Source organism: Micrococcus antarcticus, assembly GCF_044872765.1.
Taxonomy (GTDB): Bacteria; Actinomycetota; Actinomycetes; order Actinomycetales; family Micrococcaceae; genus Micrococcus.
The window spans coordinates 2,468,748-2,486,415 of sequence record NZ_CP085253.1; the positions used below are offsets into that span (position 1 = coordinate 2,468,748).

The following is a 17,668-nucleotide window of genomic DNA, read 5'->3' on the forward strand; positions in this document are numbered from 1 at the left end:
ACCGATGGCCACGGTGAAGAACATCCTGAAGCACGTCAGCGCGGAGACGGCGAGACGGCGACGGAAGTGTTATCGGAAGACCACGCACCTGATTCTCAAGGGCGACCCGTGCCTCGTCGTCCGAGACGGACCGCAGAGCCAGACGACCTACTGCACTGTCTGTGCTTCCGAGATCTTGGCGAAGGCGGACAAGTCGCTCGCGGACCTTCACACGCACTTCACAGCGCTTCACGACGCGAGCTCGCAGGCATGACATCAGCCGCGTACCCGCTCCCGGCTCCTTCCACGGTGCGTCAGTTGTACGGGTCAGCATTCCGGTGTGCGCATCCGGAGTGCAGCCGACCGTTGTACAAGCTCTCGGACGACACAGGCGACCGAGTGCTGAACAGTCGAGTTGCCCATATTCAGGCTCTTCGACTTTGAGCGTGGTGCTGGGTGTTCACGCCGCGATCGGTCGGGGCGCATAGCCAATGATGCGGCATCTGTAGTTTCGGTGGTTGCGGTACCCGCGCCCGACCCTCTTGATCGTCTTGGCGGTCAGGTTCGCCGCCTCGGTGCGAGCGTTCGTGACCCTGGTTCGGCAGAAGGTGAGCAGCTCACGACGCCAGGCGCGCAGCGTGCGGAACAGCGCGGCCGGCTCGGGCAGGCGGGTGGCTCGCACGGCACGCTCGAGGCCGGCCCAGTGCCGCTGGAACGAAGACGTGTCGGTGGCGGTGAGGACCTGGCGGACGTGTTCCTTGATGCCCCACGCCACAGCCAGCTCGACGTCCTCGGCCAGGATCTCCTGCAGCTTGGTGCGCTGGCGGACGGTGAGCCGGTCGCCGGCGCAGGTGAGCAGCTTGCGGTACTTCCACGGGGTGTCGGTAGCGCGGCCGCGGCGCTCGTGCAGCTCCCACACCCGGCGCCTCCTCACCTTGGTGATCATCTCGTTGGCCAGGCGCACGACGTGCCAGTGGTCCACGCTGACCTTCGCCCGCGGTAGTGCCTTGCGGATCGCGGCGCGGAACTCACTGGACATGTCCAGGGCGACGACCTGCACGCGTCGGCGCCACCACCGCGGCCGCGCTGCGAGCCAGGAGGTGACGACCTTGCCGCGGCGCCCGTCGACGACGTCCAGGATCGCGCCGTCGTCGAGGTCGGTGAACACGATGGACCACGGCTCGACCCGCTTCACCGCGTGGGTGTCCGGGTCGCGCAGGTAGCGCACGGTGCGGAACCGGTGCTCATCGATCCCCAGGTGCCGCACGTGCCGGCGGTCCACGCCGGTGTCCAGGTCCAGGGTGGTGGTGAGCATCCGCATCACCGTGGGCCAGGACAGGTGCGCCTCGTGCGCGACCCGGGACACCGCCCGCGGCTCGGCCCGGCAGGCGGATATCACCTGCTCGGTCAGCCGGGTCGTGACCCTCGCCCGCGCGGGCAGCTGCTCGGTCTCCTCGGTGAACGACCGCCGCGGGCACAACGACTCACGGCAGGCGTAGCGGCGCTTGCGCACGAGCACGTCGAGCCGCTCACCCCCGCACGGCACGTCCTTCACGCGCTGGGTAGGTCTTGCCTGGATCCGCGAGGACAGCACCCCGCAGGAGGGGCAGGCGCCCTCGCTCGTGGTCGTCTCGATCAGCACCTGCCGCGGTTGCTCAACGTCGACGCCAGGGGTGGCCGAGACGACTCGGTAACCGGACAGGTTGAACAGGATCGACGCCGCATCGACGTCGAACGTAGGCTTGTGCACGCTCGCGGTCCTCGCTCATGAGATGTCTAGACAACACCCATGCTGGCGTAGGGCCGCGAGCCCTACGTCAGGGCCCCACCACGCTCAAAGTCGAAGAGCCCATATTCACGCGCGGCGGCAGGGCGGACCACGGTGGCTCGACATGCCCGCCGATGAGAACCGGGCCTTCGACAATCTCGTCCTCTTGTGCATCGAGCATTCCTACGAAATCGACGAGACACCCGACTCGTTTCCGGCCGAGATGCTTCGCGAGTGGAAAGCGGCGCAGATCGCAGAGTACGACCGTCTTCAACGCAACTGGCCGATCAGCGACGACGAGGCGACTGAGGTGCTCGTCGCGTCAAAGTCCTTTGACGCCTTGCACGCACCGTCAACTGTCGAGCTAGCACGACGAGTCGAGGCACTCCGGCTCGTGGCAGAGCGGACTCGCGGCGTCACACGATCGTGGGCTGGGCGTTGGCAGCAGCTGAGAGAGCAAACGCGAAGGTCCTTCAACGCATGGGATGACGAGGGCAATCCGGTGTACGCGGAGCCGTCGCAGATGGAAACCCGGCCGATGCGCGAGGGCATTCAGTCGGCTCTGGCGGAAGCGCTCGATGAAATGGGGCCCGCGGCGGAGGCGGCACGAATTGAACTTGCTGCGGTCCGAGTGACAGGTAGGCAGGTGGCTCTCTGGTGCGACGCTCTGGAACGTGCGATCACTGACCTGATTGATACGGCCTCGACCTGGACAGGACGCTCTGACCCGACATCAGACACGGCATTCGATAATGCGCTGGGGGAACTTCAGCGATCGGTTACCGATCTCGTGCGCGCCTCTCGTGGCGAACAGGTCGCGGTGCCCGAGCTTCCGCCAGTCGCCAGCGAGCCCGAGCAGGTGGACCCCCTGTCTGAACACCGAAAGCTCCTCGATGAAGCCCGGCCGTTCCATCGAGTCCGTCACCGTCCGTACGACCCCGAGCTCCGCGAGCGTGTTGCAGGCGCGACCGTCGAGGCCGCAGCGATTCCACCCACCGCGCACTTTCTCACGATTGGTCTCGACACCACTGCAGCTCTCGCGATCGCGGTGGCAGGCAACGCGACCGAGGATGAGCAGTTCGATCTTATGGAGCGGGATCGACAGCGGCTTCCAATCTGTGCCGCGGCCGCGCTGCTCCAAGAGGCCGCTCGCCAAGGTGACGAGCAGGATGCTCCCGCCGTTGCCGCAGATGACAACCTGCGCCGCTTGTGGTCGGAAACCGACTGGTCGAAAGATGCCTCGTGGGTCGGCAACGATGTCAACGGTCAGTCGATGATGTGGGCCTTCGCCCGTGCGACGTCAGACGCAGAAGTGCATGATCGCTTGGCCCATGCTCTAGAGACTGCCCCGCATTTGCTGACATCTCTTGTCGTCTCCTGCGCCGGCTGGGTAGAGCGGCTCGACTCTCAGACGTGGAACCTCATCGGATTCGATCGCACTTATAGAGAGGTTCCTCCGTGGCTCCCGATGAAGGTCATCAGGGCATTCGCGGCAAAAATGATCTCGGTTGACCAGAGCGTTAGTCACGCGGAGGTCCTGAACGCGCTTCTTCGGCACGTTCCTAGCCAGGCTGAGTGAAACCACGCGGCCTCGCATTACCTCTCGTACCGCGGCGTGCAAGGCTCTCGACGCTCAGGTAATGCCCATGGGCTGACCCCGTTTGGTAGGTCCGGTGGTTGTGTGAGTCGTCCTGTTGCCCGGGGGTCCGGGCAGTGAGACTGGTCAGATCATGACGAACAGCAGGAAGCGTCACACCTCGGAGCAGGTCGTCCGTAAGCTCGGGCAGGCCGACAGGATGCTCGCGGGCGGTAGCGACATCGCCGGGGTGTGTCGAGAGCTCGGAGTGTCCGAGCAGACGTACTACCGGTGGCGGAACCAGTACGGCGGGCTGAAGGCCGACGACGCGAAGCGGCTGAAGGAGCTCGAGAAGCAGAACGCCACGCTCAAGCGGCTGCTCGCCGAGGCAGAGCTCGAGAAGGCCGCGCTCAAGGAGCTGGCTGAGGGAAACTTCTAGGGCGTGTTGCTAAAGGGTAGTAGTCAGCCAATGCAGTGTCGCGGCGAGGCAGAGCCCGGCGTGATAGCTCCGGGCGTACTTGTCCGAGCGCATCGCGATTCCTCGCCACTGTTTGAGCCGGTTGAAGCACCGCTCCACGACATTGCGGCCCCGATAGCGCTGGCGCTGGTCTTCACCGAAGTCGATCGGTCTTCCTGGGCGGCGGCGCCGGTGCGCGATCTGATCGGCCCGCTCGGGGATCGTGGCCGCGATGCCATGCCGGCGCAGCCAAGCCCGGTTCGCCTTCGAGGGGTAGCCCTTGTCCGCAATCAGGCGGTCAGGCCGCGCCCTGGGCCGCCCACGGGCGCCGGCAACGCTGATCAGCTCCAGCGTGGTGGCCAACATCGAGGTGTCCGCCACCTGCCCGCCGGTCACCACGAACGCCAGCACCCTGCCCTTGCCATCACAGACCAGATGATTCTTCGTCGTCAGACCGCCGCGGGAGCGTCCGATGGCATGATCAGCCGGCTCGTCCGTTGATTTCTTGTAGTTCATCCAGGCCCCCTGTGGGGCGGGGCAGGGTCGCCCCGTGCTGGTGGACGCGCACGATCGTGGAATCGATCGAGGCCACCCAGTCCAGCTCGCCAGCCTGCTGTGCCATGGACTGGGTCTTCTCCAGCACCCGCTCCCACACGCCCTGGGCGGCCCACCGGTTGAAGTTCTTGTAGATCGTGTTCCAGTTCCCGAACCGCTCGGGCAGATCCCGCCACGGCGCCCCCGTGCGGAAGCGCCACGCGGTGGCCTCGACCACCGCGCGCCGATCCACCGGCGGCCGACCCGTGGACTTCGGAGCCGGGAACAGCGGGCCGATCACGGCCCAGAGCTCGTCCGAGATGACATCACGCGACATAACCCCAGACTCGCGCATCCACGTCCCCGAATCCTTTAGCAACACGCCCTAGGTGTGATGTCCAGGGACGTTGTTGCGTGAACAGCTGACAGGCGAAGGCCTCCTGTTGCGAGAGTGGAGCTGTCGAGAAACCGCTCACGCGAACAGAAGGCCTTCATGTCCCACGCTAACGCCGCCCTGACCCCTCGCGCCCGCCTACGCCTGGCCAAGCTCATCGTCGAGGAACACTGGCCGGTCGCCACCGCGGCCAAGATGTTCATGGTCTCCCCACCCACCGCACGCAAATGGGCCACACGCTTCCGGGCCGAGGGACCTGCAGGGATGGCAGACCGGTCCAGCCGGCCGTCCACGATGCCGACCAGAACACCGCCGGCGGTGGTGAAACAGATCGTGGCCGCCCGATGGCGCCGACGCCTGGGGCCGGCACAGATCGCCGGAGAACTCAGGATGCCGGCCTCCACCGTCCATGCCGTGCTCGTGCGCTGCCGGATCAACCGCCTCGCCCGTCTGGACCGGGTCACCGGCGAGCCGATCCGCCGCTACGAGCACCCCCACCCCGGCTCGCTGATCCACGTCGACGTCACCAAGTTCGGGCGCATCCCCGACGGGGGCGGACACCGATTCGTCGGGCGCCAGCAGGGCCTGAAGCACCGCGCGGCGACCGCAGACCGTGAAGGAACCCGTGATGCCCGATACCAGCCCCGGCTCGGGGTGGGCTTTCTGCACACCGTGATCGATGATCACTCCCGCTTCGCCTATGTCGAGATGCACTCCGATGAACGCAGCCAGACGGCCATCGCGGTGTTGCGCCGCGCGGTCGCCCACTTCGCGCGCCTGGGCGTGGAGGTGGAGCGGGTGCTCTCGGACAACGGCTCGGCCTACCGCTCGCATGCCTGGCGTGATGCCTGCACCGAGCTCGGGATCAAGCCCAAGCGGACTCGGCCCTACCGGCCGCAGACGAACGGGAAGATTGAGCGGTTCCATCGCACGCTCGCTGACGGGTGGGCCTACGCCCGGTTCTACAGCTCAGAGACGGAGCGCAGGGCCGCGTTGCCTGGATGGCTGCACTTCTACAATCATCATCGCGTCCACTCCGCGATCGGCGCCGTGCCTGCCACCAGGCTCAACAACCTCCCTGGACATCACACCTAGGGCTACAGGACAGTCTTCCTGGTGGCCGGGTGGAGCTGTACGTGTGTCGCGAGTGCGGCGACCTGGTCTGTGGGGCGCTGACGGTCAACATCGAACGATCCGGGTCAGTGGTGCGATGGAGCGAGTTCGGATGGGATGACAGCCTCAGTGATGAGCCGTACGACGCCATCGGGGACCCCTTGGAATTCACCTTCCAAGCGGCGTCCTATGACGAGACACTCCGCGCCGTGGGGGAGCGGCTGCTCGCGAGGCAACGTCCGCCAGCTCCGACCGGGCCTCAGTGGCGGCGTGACCCAGGCTTCGTTGCGATCGATCTGTGACGCCTATTCCCAACGCAATGAGGTCGAATGGAGATTCAATTTGTAGAAGAGCTGGTCAGAGCTGTTGGGCGCGAGCTGGTCGGGCGGCATGGGGGAGTGTTCGCGTCAACAACTGGCCTCGCGCTTGGGTTGGGGCATGACGCCGGACTCCGGGGTGCGGAAGATCTGCCCTGTCGCGGGGAGACCCTCGACCGTCTCTGCGACAGGTTTCTTCGGAGCCCAGTGGGGATCGGGATCCGGCTCGATCGTGAGCGGGGACCACCGGAACGGCAGGCCGGCGGCCATGGCCGCTTGGGGCCGGTCCATCAGCTGGAAGTGGAGATGGGGTTCGCTGGTATTCCCGGTGTTCCCGACCGCTCCCAGGACATCGCCGGCCCGGACTTTCTGCCCGACGCACACGGCTGCAGATCCGTGCTTGAGGTGGGCGTACATGCTGAACGTGCCGTCGCTATGGTCGAGGATCACGTGATTGCCGATGATGGAGCGGTGCCCGGCCAACTCTCGACCGAAGGCCTCGAGCGACATCATGTAGATCAGGCCGGGCCAGGTGTTCCGGGCGCGATGGTCACGCTTGCCGTCATGGGCAGCGATCACGGTGCCGGAGCCCGCTGCCAGGACAGGCTCCCCGAAGCTTGGGAACTCCTGGGGCTCGGCCTGTCTCCATTGCCAGCCGGGGGCGCTTTCGCGGGGAGAGTCTGATGCCTGCAGGATGTCGACTGCGAATGCCTGACCGAGCGTGCGAACGCCGTGGCTGGGGACCTTCGTCGCCGGGCTGTTGATGGCGACCCAGCGGCCCGTCACGGGAGCATGCATGGTCTGGGGAGACTCGTCGTCTGCACGTGGAGAAGGGACTGCGATCGCCAGGCCCAGCGGCGCGAACACGAGCCACACGGGGACCTCGATGACGAAGCTCAGCGCCACGAGCAGGACGAAGGCTCGAAGGAGCCAGGGGGAGGCCGCCTTGAGCATGCGCATCATCGGCGCGCCCCCAGAAGGGTGGTGAGCAGGGGGACGACTCGTTCGGCCGGCACCGTGTGTCTGCCCCCGGAGCCCGGCCTCAACCACCCGGCCGAGGTGAGGGCGCGAAGGTGGTGATAGACCTGCCCGGTCGACCCCATGGACTCCAGTTCTGCAAGTTCGCGTGCGGTGCTGTTCTCCCCGGTGAGCACCTCTTTGAGGATGCGCAGGCGGATGGGGTGTGCCAGTGCGTCCAGCACAGCAGTGACCGTGTCCCACTCGTCGGAAAGGAGCTCGTCGGCGTGCGCTCCGATCTGCCAGGAGACGGGCCCGCTGCCCGGAAGCTCGACGGAGCCCACGAGCATGACGGTGCCGCCCTCGCTGTCATCCTCGTACTGCTTCAGGCCGCGAAGGGCCCAGAGGTGATCTTGTGTGCTTGGTGAACTGCCTTGCGCGCCGTTCGTATTTCCAGTGTCACCAGCGGCGGGGGTGGCGTGTGCCTCGACCGCGACCATCCGCTTCTCGAGTGCAGCTACTCGACTGGCCAGTGAGTCAGGTGCGTCCGGTGTCGTCATGGATACATAGTTCCAGAATTACGGAATACTGTAAAATCGCACTACGGACCTGCCGCGGGGGCGAGTAGGCGACCTCTGGGTGACGGATTTCGGTGGAGTCCGCTTCAACGTGCGAAGGTCCCTCTGCGCCCCAGGGCGGGCATGAAGGGCGAGGACGTTCTCGTAGGCAGTGCTTGACCGGGATTTCGCTCCCGCGCATTGCTGGCCTGGGTCATGGCGGTGATCCACAGGGGGTCTGTCGGGTCGGCCTTGCGGGCGGCGGGGAAACTCGTGAAGAGCTGCGAACCGCGATCATCACCTGGATCGAGCGGACCTACCGACGCCGCCGGCGGGCCCGCCTGGGTCGGTTGGCCCATCGAGTACGAGCCCCTCATGAACCCGAGCCTCAACCTAGTGGCCTAGACCCAGCTGCGCCTGCCCGTTCATTGGTCCCGTCGCGCCGATGTGCACCCAGATGGTTCTATCCATCGGAACGCGGTCGAATGGAGATTCAGTTTGTAAGATGCCTGGTCAGAAGCATCTTTTGGTCCAGCTGGTAGAAGGAGTTCGGTTCCGCTCTGGCATCTGAGTCCGTGTCTCGTCGCGCGGGTGGGTGGGGTGAACCGCCCCGGGTTCTCTGCCGCTACTTTGCGGGTTCGGGCTCTCGGTTGAGGGCCTCGTAGTGGAGCGTCTCGAACTCTATCGGGGTGAGCATCCCGAGGGAGCCGTGGAGGCGCCGATTGTTGTACCAGTCGACCCAGCCGGCCGTCGCGTACTCGACGTCCGAGAGCGTCCTGAAGGGCCCAGGATGGAAGACGGTGGTGCGGATGCACTCGGTCTTGAACAGGCCGTTTACGGTCTCCATGAGCGCGTTATCGTAAGCGTCGCCGACGGTACCGATCGACGGCGCGATGCCCTCGAGGTCGAGATGCTCGGTGTATCGGATAGATGTGTACTGGGGCCCGGCATCGCTGTGGTGGATTAAATCGCCAGGTGAGACGGGGTTTCCGTCGCGGTCGCGCTGCCACAGAGCTATCCGTAATGGGGTCATGACCAGGTCGGTGCGCATGCTGGAGCTGGCGTGCCAGCCCACGATCCGCTGGGCGAACACGTCCAGGACGAACGCGACGTAGACGAAGCCCGCCCAGGTCCTCACGTACGTGAAATCTGTGACCCACACCAGGTTCGGCGCGGACGCGGTGAAGTCGCGGTTCAGCAGGTCACCGGCACGTTTCCCGTCGGGGTCGGGGATGGTGGTGCGCAGCTTCTTCGCCCGGCGAACACCCTCGAGGCCGAGGGTGCGCATGGCCCGGTCCACTGCTCCGCGGGAGGTGGCGGCGAGGCCGTCTTGGCGGCGGAGCAGGGCAACCCACTTCCGCCGCCCGTACAGGCCTTCCGGCGTCATCTGCATCCGCCCGGTGGCCTCGTTGAACCTCCAGGCCAGGTCGCGGATCTTGTCCTCGACCAGCGCGTCTGTGACCGTCCTGGCAGCGATGCGGGCCGGCCTCTTCCAGGCCCGGTAGGTCCGTGCAGCGATCCCCAAGCCCTGCTGGCGCAGGACGCAGAGGATCGACTCGACTGCGTAGCCCTCGGCCCTCATCTCGTCGATGAACGCGAGGATCAGCGGTTGCGGGGGTCGAGCTCCCCCGCGAAGAAAATCGAGGCCCGGCGCAGGATCTCGTTGTCCTCACGCAGCCGCTTGACCTCCGCCTTCAGCCGCTTCACCTCGACGGACTCCTCTCTCGTGACGCCGGGCCGGGTCCCGTCGTCGACCTCGGCCTGCGCCAGCCAGCGCCGCACGGACTCACGTGAGACACCTTCCTGGCGAGCGACCGCGGCCGTCGCCGCGGTCAAGGTGGGGTACTCCTGGGCGTGGTCCCGCACGAGCCGCACGCACCTCGCGCGCAGCTGGGGATCGATCTTCTTCGGCATGCTGTCCATCCTTCCGGACTTAAACAGCAGCGGCATCAAACCTGGGGCGGTTCACTCGAGGGCCCCATCTTCATCCCGCCGCACGGGCACCCCCACCCGATCTCCGGCGATTCCGCCCCTGTGACCCTCGGGCACGAGATGTCAGGCACCGTCGCCGCGCTCGGCGAGGGCGTCACGGACCTCGAGGTGGGGCAGTCGGTCGTTGTCGAGCCTTACATCATCCGCCCCGAGCATCGGGACGACGAGCACTACAACCTGGCCCCGGACATGAACTTCATCGGCCTCGGCGGCGAGGGTGGCGGGCTGGCCGAGAAGATCGCCGTCGACCGGCACTGGGTCCACCCGGTGGCGGACTCCGTGGCGCTGGACGAGGCGGCCCTCATCGAGCCGCTCTCCGTGGCCCACCACGCCTGGGTCCGCGCCGGGTCGCCGACCTCCGGCACCGCGATCATCGGCGGCGCCGGCCCCATCGGCGCCCTCACCGCGGCGGTGCTCAAGGGCAAGGGCCTGAGGGTGTACGTCTCCGAGCTCTCCGAGCTGCGCCGCCAGAAGGTCCTCGACGCGGGCGTGGCCGACGACGCGTTCGATCCGCGTGAGGTCGACGTGCCGGCCAAGCTCAAGGAGCTGACGGACGGCCGCGGTGCCGATGTCGGGTTCGAGTGCACCTCGGTGGATGTGGTCCTGGACATGCTGCTGGACGCGGTCCGCCCGGCCGGTGTGATCGTGAACGAGTCCATCTGGGGCCACGAGCCCAAGGTCGCCCTGCACAAGCTCGTCATGAAGGAGATCGACCTGCGCGGCACGATCGCCTACGCCCATGACCACGCGGACACCGTGAAGATGCTCGAGGACGGGGACCTGGACCTGAAGCCGTTCATCACGGGCAAGATCGCGCTCGACGACATCGTCGAGAAGGGCTTCGACACCCTCATCCACCACAACGAGACGGCGGTGAAGATCCTGGTCTCCCCCTCCGGCAAGGGCCTCTGAGCGCCTGTCTCGACCACCTCGCCGGCCCGCATCCGCCCGACGAGGGCGTGGAGCCACAGCGTTCCGGGACGTGGAGGCTCCGTACCGGGGCTCCGTGGCGGGACCTGCCCGAGAGGTTCGGGAAATGGCGCTCGATCCCCGCGAGGGCCGATCAGATCGCGTACCGCCGCGGTCGCCCCGGGCGGCCGATCGACGTCGGCGAGGACCAACGCCTGCGCTACCGGGGCAGCAATGCTGTGGAGCGGCGCTCCCACCGGATCAGGCAGGGGCGCGGGATCGCGATGTGCTCGGACGAGTATGCCCGGAGCCATCGCGACGGACTCGGCCCCGCTGCGCCGTGGCACTGGCGTGCCACCCTGCCTTCAGCAGCATGCCCGCGCGGTCGAGGATCGCCTGACCATGGGGCCCGTCTCCGAGAAGGAGATGACCCACGGGCCGGCCCGGGATGGGAGCATCGGAGTGGTCAGCACTCGCTGGGCGTCGGAGAGCGACGGGACGTCGGACATGCGCCGGCCGGAGGCACGGACTGGTGCACGCAGAGGGGACCGATCACCCGTGGTGTTCGGCACACCGCAGGGAGGGATGTGCGCCAGGCCCGCCCCGTGCTCCCAGGAGTTCCGCGATGACGGTGTCCGCGCCGCTCACCGGAGACCTGGCAGTACCGCGGACCGCCGACCTGGAGTGGTCTGCACGCCCGGTGCGCCGCGCAACCGGCACGAGCACGGAGGAGCTCCACGCATGCGCTCCACGCATACCCGCCCCGCCCTGACCGCCGCCCTTCTCGCGGGTGCCCTCGCCCTCGCCGGCTGTTCCGCCGAGGACCAGGAGAAGGTGACGGACGCCGCCTCCTCGGCGGGTGCCGCGGTGGGTTCGGCCGCTCCCTCGATCGGGGCGGCTGCGAGCTCCCTGGCCTCCTCCGCGGGCCCAGCCGTGGGATCCGCCGCCTCGGACGCGTCGTCAGCCGCCGCCAGCCGCATGGACGACATGCGCTCCAAGGACGCGAGCGGATCGGCCGCCGCCTCCGGCCACGCAGGCCACTCGATGGAGCACGCGATGGACGGCGGCCCCTCGCCGGCCGGCATCGAGGAGGCCGACGACCCGGCCTACCCCGTGGGCACCGAGGTCACGCTGACCGCCGACCACATGCCCGGCATGAAGGGCGCCGAGGCCACCGTCACCGGCGCGTTCGACACCACCGCCTACCAGGTCGACTACACCCCCACGGACGGCGGCGAGAAGGTCACGGACCACAAGTGGGTCGTGGAGGACGAGGTCCGGCCCGCACGGTGACGCCGTCGACCTGGTCCGCGATCCGCAGCCCCGCGGGGGAGAAGGTCCCGCGCCGGCGCCTGTCGGTCCAGTCCGAGGTCCCGACCCTCACGTCCCTGCGACGGCCCTACTCCTGCGCCCCGCGCCGGTGGCTGCCCCGCGGTCCGCAGGCCGCCCGCCGGGCCGCGGCCTCCGCGGCGTGCTCCTCCTCCACGGCGTGGAGCACCTCGGCGAGCCCCTCGTCCTGCCGGGCGCGCTCGTGCTCCTTCGCCTCGTCGCCCCGCAGGAAGTACGCGCCCAGGGAGCCGGCCAGGGTGGCGAACACCGCCACGGAGTAGACGGCGAGCGCCACCGACAGCACGCGTGCCCCCGGGTGGTCCGCCGCGATGCCCGAGCCCGTGATGGTGGCCATGGCCGTCTGGTACAGCGCGTCGGTGTAGTCCTCCACGGCCTCGAGGGCGTAGAGCAGCTGGCTCGCGGCCAGGATCACGACGGCGGTCACCGCCGCCAGCCACGCCAGGCGACTGGAGAGCAGGCGCCCGGCGGAACGGGAGCCGCGGATGCCGGCCGAGAGGATGCCGCCGACGCGCGCCACCCGTGAGAGCCGGGCGAGCCGGACCAGCCGCAGCGCCTGCAGCGCCCGGAAGAACCGCAGGAACGGGACCAGCATGAACACGACCTGCCACCAGTTCCGCTTCCAGAACTGCGTGCTGAACCGGGCGATGTAGGCGCGCAGCAGGAACTCGCCGAGGAACACCGCCCAGAACGCCCAGCCCAGCCAGGTGAGCACCGCAGCCCAGCGCGGCTCCGTGACGAGCAGCTGGCCCAGCACCACGAACAGGAAGAGCACGCCCAGCATGCCCATCGGCCGGTCCCACCGCGCGGCCAGCGCCTCGGCCGCCAGCACCCGCCGGGACTTCTCGGGCGGGATGGTCGTGACGTCGGCGCGGGACACGGGACTGCCTCTCGACGGGCGGACGGATGCCCCCACCCTAGCCACCGAGGGCCCGTCCACTAGGCTGGCCGGCATGGACACCGACCGTCTCGATGCCGCTCTCACCGCCGCGCTCGAGGAGGTCGAGCCGGACCACTCGGGGGAGACATCCGACTACCTGGACGACGTCGCCGGCCGGCAGCGGGACGGCCTGGCCGCCGCCGTCTGCACGGTGGACGGGCACCAGGCCTCGGCGGGGGAGGCCGAGCACGCGTTCGCCCTGCAGTCGGTCTCCAAGGCCCTCACCTACGCGGTGGTCCTCGAGGAGGTCGGCCTGGACGCGGTGCTCGAGCACGTCGGCGTCGAGCCCTCGGGGGAGGCGTTCAACCACCTCTCCCTCCACGACGACGGCCGCCCGTACAACCCCCTCATCAACGCGGGCGCGATCATGGCCCACGCCCTCGTCCCCGGGAAGGACGCCCAGACGCGTGCGGGGCTGCTCCTGGACCGCTACAGCGCGATGGCCGGGGCCCGCCTCGAGGTGTCCGAGGGCGTCCGCGCGGCGGAGAGCGCGCGGGCCGACCGGAACCTGGGCCTCGCCCACCTGCTGGCCGACCCGGGCGTGCTGCCCATCGAGGCCCGGGAGGCCGTGGACGGCTACCTCACGCAGTGCTCGATCCTCGTCACCGCGCCGCAGCTGGCGGTCATGGGCGCCACGCTCGCCGCCGGTGGGGTCAACCCGCTCACGGGGGAGCGCGTGCTGCAGGAGTGGGTGGCCGAGCAGTCCCTCTCCGTCATGCTCACGTGCGGCATGTACGACGCCACCGGCCAGTGGGTGGCCGAGGTCGGCGTGCCGGCCAAGAGCGGCGTCTCGGGGGCCCTGCTGGGCGCGGTGCCCGGCGCCGTCGGGATCGCCACGTGGTCCCCCCGCCTCGACGAGCGCGGCAACTCGATGCGCGGCATCGGGATCTTCGAACGCCTCAGCGAGCGGTGGGACCTGCACGTGCTGCGCCACCGGGGCGCCCTGGCGGGGCTGCGCGGTGCGGACTGACCTGCGCCGGCCCCCCGATCCGGTGGCCCGCCCACCCTTGCCACCACCCCGCATCCGCGGCGTAGCGTCGAGGCCATGACCGAGACGAACCAGAAGGACAGCCCCGTGCAGGGCTCGCAGCTCGCCCACGACGATCCGAGCACCCGCCATCCGAAGGTCTCCCCGCCGGAGCAGCGCCAGGATGCGCCCGGCCTGGACATCATGACGGATCCGGTGCCGGACATCGGCCTGGAGTCCTACGTGGGCAAGGGCCGCCTCGAGGGACGCCGGGCCCTCATCACGGGCGGCGATTCGGGCATCGGCGCCGCCGTCGCCGTCGCGTTCGCCCGCGAGGGCGCCGACGTCGCCATCGCCTATCTGCCCGAGGAGCAGCCCGACGCGGACCGCGTCCTGAAGGCGATCGAGGAGGCGGGCCGGACCGCCGTCGCCCTGCCCGGCAGCCTGCTGGACGAGGACTACCGCAACGGGCTCGTGGACGAGGCCGTGCAGGGCCTCGGGGGTCTGGACATCCTGGTCAACAACGCCGGCCAGCAGCTGATCTCCGACAGCCTGGAGACGCTCACCGACCAACAGGTGCTCGAGACGTTCCAGATCAACATCCTCTCGATGTTCACCCTCTCGCGTGCGGCGCTGAAGCACATGGGCCCGGGCAGCGCGATCGTGAACACCACCTCGGTGCAGGCCTACAACCCGAACCCGATGATCCTGGACTACGCCGCCACGAAGGCCGCGATCAACAACTTCACCAAGGGCCTCGCCCAGCAGGTCGCGGAGAAGGGCATCCGCGTCAACGCGGTGGCCCCGGGCCCGATCTGGACCGTCCTCCAGGTCTCCTACGGCCAGCCGATGGACAGGCTCGTGGAGTTCGGCCAGGACACCCCGACCGGCCGCGCCGGCCAGCCGGTGGAGATGGCCCCCGCCTACGTGTTCCTCGCCTCGGGCGAGTCCAGCTACGTCACGGGGGACACGCTGAACGCGAACGGCGGCACCCCCACCCCGTGACGTTCCCCGCCGTGGGCGGCCTCCGCGCGACGTCGTCAGCGCCACGGACGCGCGCGTCGTAGAGTCAGCCACCGAGACCAGCATCACGAACCAGAGGAGAGCACCATGACGACCGCCGTCCCCGCCGTCCCCTTCCACGACGGCCAGTCCATCCCCCAGCTCGGCTACGGCGTGTGGCGCGTCGAGGACGAGGTGGCCGCCGAGGTCGTGAAGCAGGCCGTCCAGGCCGGCTACCGCCACATCGACACCGCCGCGATCTACGGCAACGAGGGGGGCGTGGGCCGCGCGATCGCGGCCGCCGGCGTCCCGCGCGAGGAGCTGTTCGTCACCACGAAGGTGTGGAACTCGGACCAGGGGTACCACGAGGCGCTCGCCGCGCTCGACGTGTCCCTGGAGAAGCTCGGCACGGACTACGTGGACCTCTGGCTGATCCACTGGGCCAAGCCGTCCCAGGGGAAGTACGTGGAGACCTGGAAGGCCCTCATCGAGGCGCAGCGCCAGGGCAGGGTCCGCTCGATCGGCGTCTCCAACTTCCCGCAGGCACAGCTCGAGGAGATCATCGAGGCCACGGGCGTGACCCCGGTGATCCACCAGATCGAGCTGCACCCCTACTGGCAGCAGCGGGACCTGCGCGCATTCGGCGAGCGCAGCGGCATGCTCACCGAGGCGTGGTCCCCGCTGGGCCAGGGCGGGGACGTCCTGGAGGACCCGGTGATCACCGAGATCGCGGAGGCCCACGGCGCTACGCCGGCCCAGGTGGTCCTCGCATGGCACCTCGCGATCGGCAACGTGGTGATCCCCAAGTCGGTCACGCCCGAGCGCATCGCCTCCAACCTCGCCGCCGCGGACGTGCGGCTGAGCGAGGACGAGATCGCCCGCATCGACGGCCTCGACCGCGCCGACGGCCGCATCGGCCCGGACCCGGCGGACATCGACTTCTGACCCGTCGACTCAGCCGGTCGCGGCCCCCGTCGTCGCCTGCGCCCGCCGCCCGCCCCCGCTCTCGCGGAGGCGGGCGGTGATAACTTTGATCCGAACACCTCTCGAGGCCGCCGCCTGGCTTCGGCCGCTCCTCCGCCGCACCACACGGAAGGCATGACCCCATGTCCCATCAGGCCCCTGCCGCCGACTCGCTGAGGGTCGACGCGCCGCGCCCGGCCACCTCGGCCGCCACCACCGACCCCGGGAGCACGGCCCCCACCGCCGACGCCCCGCGCCCCACCACGCCGGTCACCGCCCAGACGCGCGCCAGCTCCCTCTCTGACCTCCTGGCCGCCGTCGTGCGCCTCCTGCCCCTGCAGCTCAAGGACGAGCTCGCGCTCGCCAAGGGTCAGCTCAAGGGCACCGGCAAGAAGGCCGGCATCGGCGCCGCCCTGGCCCTTGTCGGCCTCTTCTTCCTCGCCCTCGTGCTCGTCGCCCTCGTGGTGGCGCTCATCGGCGCGTTCGCCGACCCGCAGTTCTGGTTCCCCGCCCTCATGGTGGCGCTCGCGTTCCTGGTGCTCGGCCTCCTCTTCGCCGGCATCGGTGCCATGCAGGTCAAGGGCGCCATGCCCCTCGTGCCCGCCGAGACCATCCGCAACCTCGAGTACGACCTCGGCTACCTCAAGGAGGGCAACGACTTCGACCCCGCCGAGTACGACCGCCTCAAGGCGGAGCGTGCCGAGGCCAAGCGCATCGAGAAGCAGCGCGAGGCCGAGCGGAAGAAGATCGAGCAGGAGGAGAACAAGAAGGCGGAGAAGCGCGGCGAGGCCGCCCCGCATCCCGAGCAGGGCTCCGCCTCCGAGGACGAGGTCCGCCGTCGCGCCGACCTGCGCCGCCGTCACCTGGGCGACATCCGCTCCGGCCTGGACGAGCGCGCCTCCGTGAAGGGCCAGATCGCCGCGTTCACCGCGCAGCGCAAGGGCCGTGGCGCCACCCCGGACACCGCGCACGCCCTGGACCAGACCGCCCCGTACACCGGTGCCGCGCGCGCCGGCGAGCAGGCCGCCGCCGCCGAGGACTACGTGAAGGACCGCTGGCAGCCGCTGGCCCTCCTGGGCGCCTCCTCCACCGCGTTCGCCGTCCTGGCCACCCGCCTCGGCACGAAGGGCAGGAAGCGCGACTGATCCTCCGGGGCCGCGGTCCCACGACGTCGACGCCCCGATCCGCGCGGATCGGGGCGTCGTCGTCGGTAGGGTGGTCCCGAACCCGCCCGACGTCCCTGGAGTGAGCGATGCGCCTGATCGATGCCGGCCTGCGGGAGGGGCATGCGTACACCGTGCGCGAGGACTGGCTGACGCCGCCGAACCTCATCACGCTCGCCCGCTTCGGGCTCGTGCCCGTGTTCGTGTGGCTCACGACGTCGGGGGAGTACCTGACGGCCTTCATCGTCCTGGCCGTCCTCTCCTGCACCGACTGGGTGGACGGCTACGTGGCCCGGCGGTTCGACATGATGTCCACCGTCGGCGCCTGGCTCGACCCGGCGGCGGACCGGCTCTCCCTCATGGTCGTCGCGGTCACGCTCGTCGGCACCGGGATCGCCCCGCTGTGGTTCGCGCTCGCCGTGATCGTCCCGGACCTGGTGCTCGCGGCCGTCTCCGCGTGGCTGTTCCGCGGCAGCCCGGAGCTCACCGTCACCGTCTTGGGCAAGGTCCGCACGGCGATCCTGCTCGCCGGCGCCCCCGCGCTGCTGCTCTCCCGCGTCCCGGAGGCCGACACGGCGGTCTGGACCGCCGTGTCGCTCCTGCTCGTGGCGGCCGGGAGCATCCTCCACGTGGCGGCCACGCTCGACTACCTGCGTCGCGCCGTGGCGAAGGCCGCCGCCCTGCGGGCCGCCGGCGTCGATCCCCGCGACCGCGCGGCGTGGGCCGGGTGAGC

At 69.1% G+C, this 17,668-nt stretch carries 14 protein-coding genes and 4 pseudogenes; 12 read left to right on the forward strand and 6 right to left on the reverse strand.

Annotated features, from left to right (window positions below):
• The first annotated feature begins 4 nt into the window (after window positions 1–4).
• Window positions 5–253 carry a hypothetical protein gene (locus LG274_RS11500; RefSeq protein WP_404464579.1) on the forward strand — a complete coding sequence of 83 codons (249 nt, stop codon included), beginning with the start codon at window positions 5–7 and terminating at the stop codon, window positions 251–253.
• Window positions 254–439: 186 nt separating this feature from the next.
• Here the strand turns inward: LG274_RS11500 and LG274_RS11505 are convergent, their stop codons facing one another.
• On the reverse strand, window positions 440–1,729 hold the full coding sequence (locus tag LG274_RS11505; RefSeq protein WP_404464059.1) for an ISL3 family transposase: 1,290 nt from the start codon (window positions 1,727–1,729) through the stop codon (window positions 440–442).
• Window positions 1,730–1,871: 142 nt separating this feature from the next.
• Here LG274_RS11505 and LG274_RS11510 point away from each other — a divergent pair, with 142 nt between their 5' ends.
• Window positions 1,872–3,326 carry a hypothetical protein gene (locus LG274_RS11510; protein ID WP_404464581.1) on the forward strand — a complete coding sequence of 485 codons (1,455 nt, stop codon included), beginning with the start codon at window positions 1,872–1,874 and terminating at the stop codon, window positions 3,324–3,326.
• Between the two features lie 151 nt (window positions 3,327–3,477).
• Window positions 3,478–3,753 (forward strand): annotated as a pseudogene (locus LG274_RS11515) (transposase); the annotation flags it as partial.
• 18 nt (window positions 3,754–3,771) lie between these two features.
• Here LG274_RS11515 and LG274_RS11520 read toward each other — a convergent pair.
• Window positions 3,772–4,669, reverse strand: a pseudogene (locus LG274_RS11520) (IS5 family transposase).
• A 138-nt stretch (window positions 4,670–4,807) separates the two neighbouring features.
• Between LG274_RS11520 and LG274_RS11525 the strand changes: the two are divergent.
• The gene (locus LG274_RS11525; RefSeq protein ID WP_404464583.1) at window positions 4,808–5,803 is read left to right on the forward strand and encodes an IS481 family transposase; all 996 of its coding nucleotides are present in this window, start codon (window positions 4,808–4,810) and stop codon (window positions 5,801–5,803) included.
• A 425-nt stretch (window positions 5,804–6,228) separates the two neighbouring features.
• On the opposite strand, the gene LG274_RS11530 is transcribed toward LG274_RS11525, so the two are convergent.
• Entirely contained in the window at window positions 6,229–7,101 is an 873-nt protein-coding gene (locus LG274_RS11530; protein ID WP_123575316.1) for a M23 family metallopeptidase, read from the reverse strand.
• Window positions 7,098–7,655: a helix-turn-helix domain-containing protein gene (locus tag LG274_RS11535; protein WP_013161556.1), complete on the reverse strand. Its 558-nt coding sequence runs from the start codon at window positions 7,653–7,655 to the stop codon at window positions 7,098–7,100. The genes LG274_RS11530 and LG274_RS11535 overlap by 4 nt, the downstream gene beginning before the upstream one ends.
• A gap of 266 nt (window positions 7,656–7,921) precedes the next feature.
• Here LG274_RS11535 and LG274_RS11540 point away from each other — a divergent pair.
• Window positions 7,922–8,057, forward strand: a pseudogene (locus tag LG274_RS11540) (IS3 family transposase); the annotation flags it as partial.
• 220 nt (window positions 8,058–8,277) lie between these two features.
• Here the strand turns inward: LG274_RS11540 and LG274_RS11545 are convergent.
• A protein-coding gene (locus LG274_RS11545; protein WP_404464586.1) for an IS3 family transposase occupies window positions 8,278–9,566 on the reverse strand; the annotation gives its coding sequence in 2 pieces (ribosomal slippage) (window positions 8,278–9,293 and window positions 9,293–9,566; 1,290 coding nt in all).
• Between LG274_RS11545 and LG274_RS11550 the strand changes: the two genes are divergently transcribed.
• Window positions 9,501–10,556 carry a zinc-binding dehydrogenase gene (locus LG274_RS11550; RefSeq protein ID WP_404466074.1) on the forward strand — a complete coding sequence of 352 codons (1,056 nt, stop codon included), beginning with the start codon at window positions 9,501–9,503 and terminating at the stop codon, window positions 10,554–10,556. The two genes, LG274_RS11545 and LG274_RS11550, sit on opposite strands and share 66 nt — an antisense overlap.
• A gap of 831 nt (window positions 10,557–11,387) precedes the next feature.
• Window positions 11,388–11,831 (forward strand): annotated as a pseudogene (locus LG274_RS11555) (YdhK family protein); the annotation flags it as partial.
• A 121-nt stretch (window positions 11,832–11,952) separates the two neighbouring features.
• Here LG274_RS11555 and LG274_RS11560 read toward each other — a convergent pair.
• Window positions 11,953–12,780, reverse strand: coding sequence for a hypothetical protein (locus tag LG274_RS11560; protein WP_404464588.1), 828 nt, complete (start codon window positions 12,778–12,780; stop codon window positions 11,953–11,955).
• Window positions 12,781–12,853: 73 nt separating this feature from the next.
• On the opposite strand from LG274_RS11560, the gene glsA reads away from it, so the two are divergent.
• From glsA to LG274_RS11585, 5 genes are all read left to right on the forward strand, one after another.
• The gene (gene glsA / locus LG274_RS11565; RefSeq protein WP_404464590.1) at window positions 12,854–13,810 is read left to right on the forward strand and encodes a glutaminase A; all 957 of its coding nucleotides are present in this window, start codon (window positions 12,854–12,856) and stop codon (window positions 13,808–13,810) included.
• Window positions 13,811–13,885: 75 nt separating this feature from the next.
• The gene (locus LG274_RS11570; RefSeq protein WP_298714600.1) at window positions 13,886–14,812 is read left to right on the forward strand and encodes an SDR family oxidoreductase; all 927 of its coding nucleotides are present in this window, start codon (window positions 13,886–13,888) and stop codon (window positions 14,810–14,812) included.
• Window positions 14,813–14,917: 105 nt separating this feature from the next.
• Window positions 14,918–15,754, forward strand: a complete 837-nt coding sequence (locus LG274_RS11575) for an aldo/keto reductase (protein WP_404464592.1) — start codon at window positions 14,918–14,920, stop codon at window positions 15,752–15,754.
• 161 nt (window positions 15,755–15,915) lie between these two features.
• Window positions 15,916–16,917: a phage holin family protein gene (locus LG274_RS11580; RefSeq protein ID WP_404464595.1), complete on the forward strand. Its 1,002-nt coding sequence runs from the start codon at window positions 15,916–15,918 to the stop codon at window positions 16,915–16,917.
• Between the two features lie 107 nt (window positions 16,918–17,024).
• Window positions 17,025–17,666: a CDP-alcohol phosphatidyltransferase family protein gene (locus LG274_RS11585; protein ID WP_404464597.1), complete on the forward strand. Its 642-nt coding sequence runs from the start codon at window positions 17,025–17,027 to the stop codon at window positions 17,664–17,666.
• The last annotated feature ends 2 nt before the right edge of the window (window positions 17,667–17,668 follow it).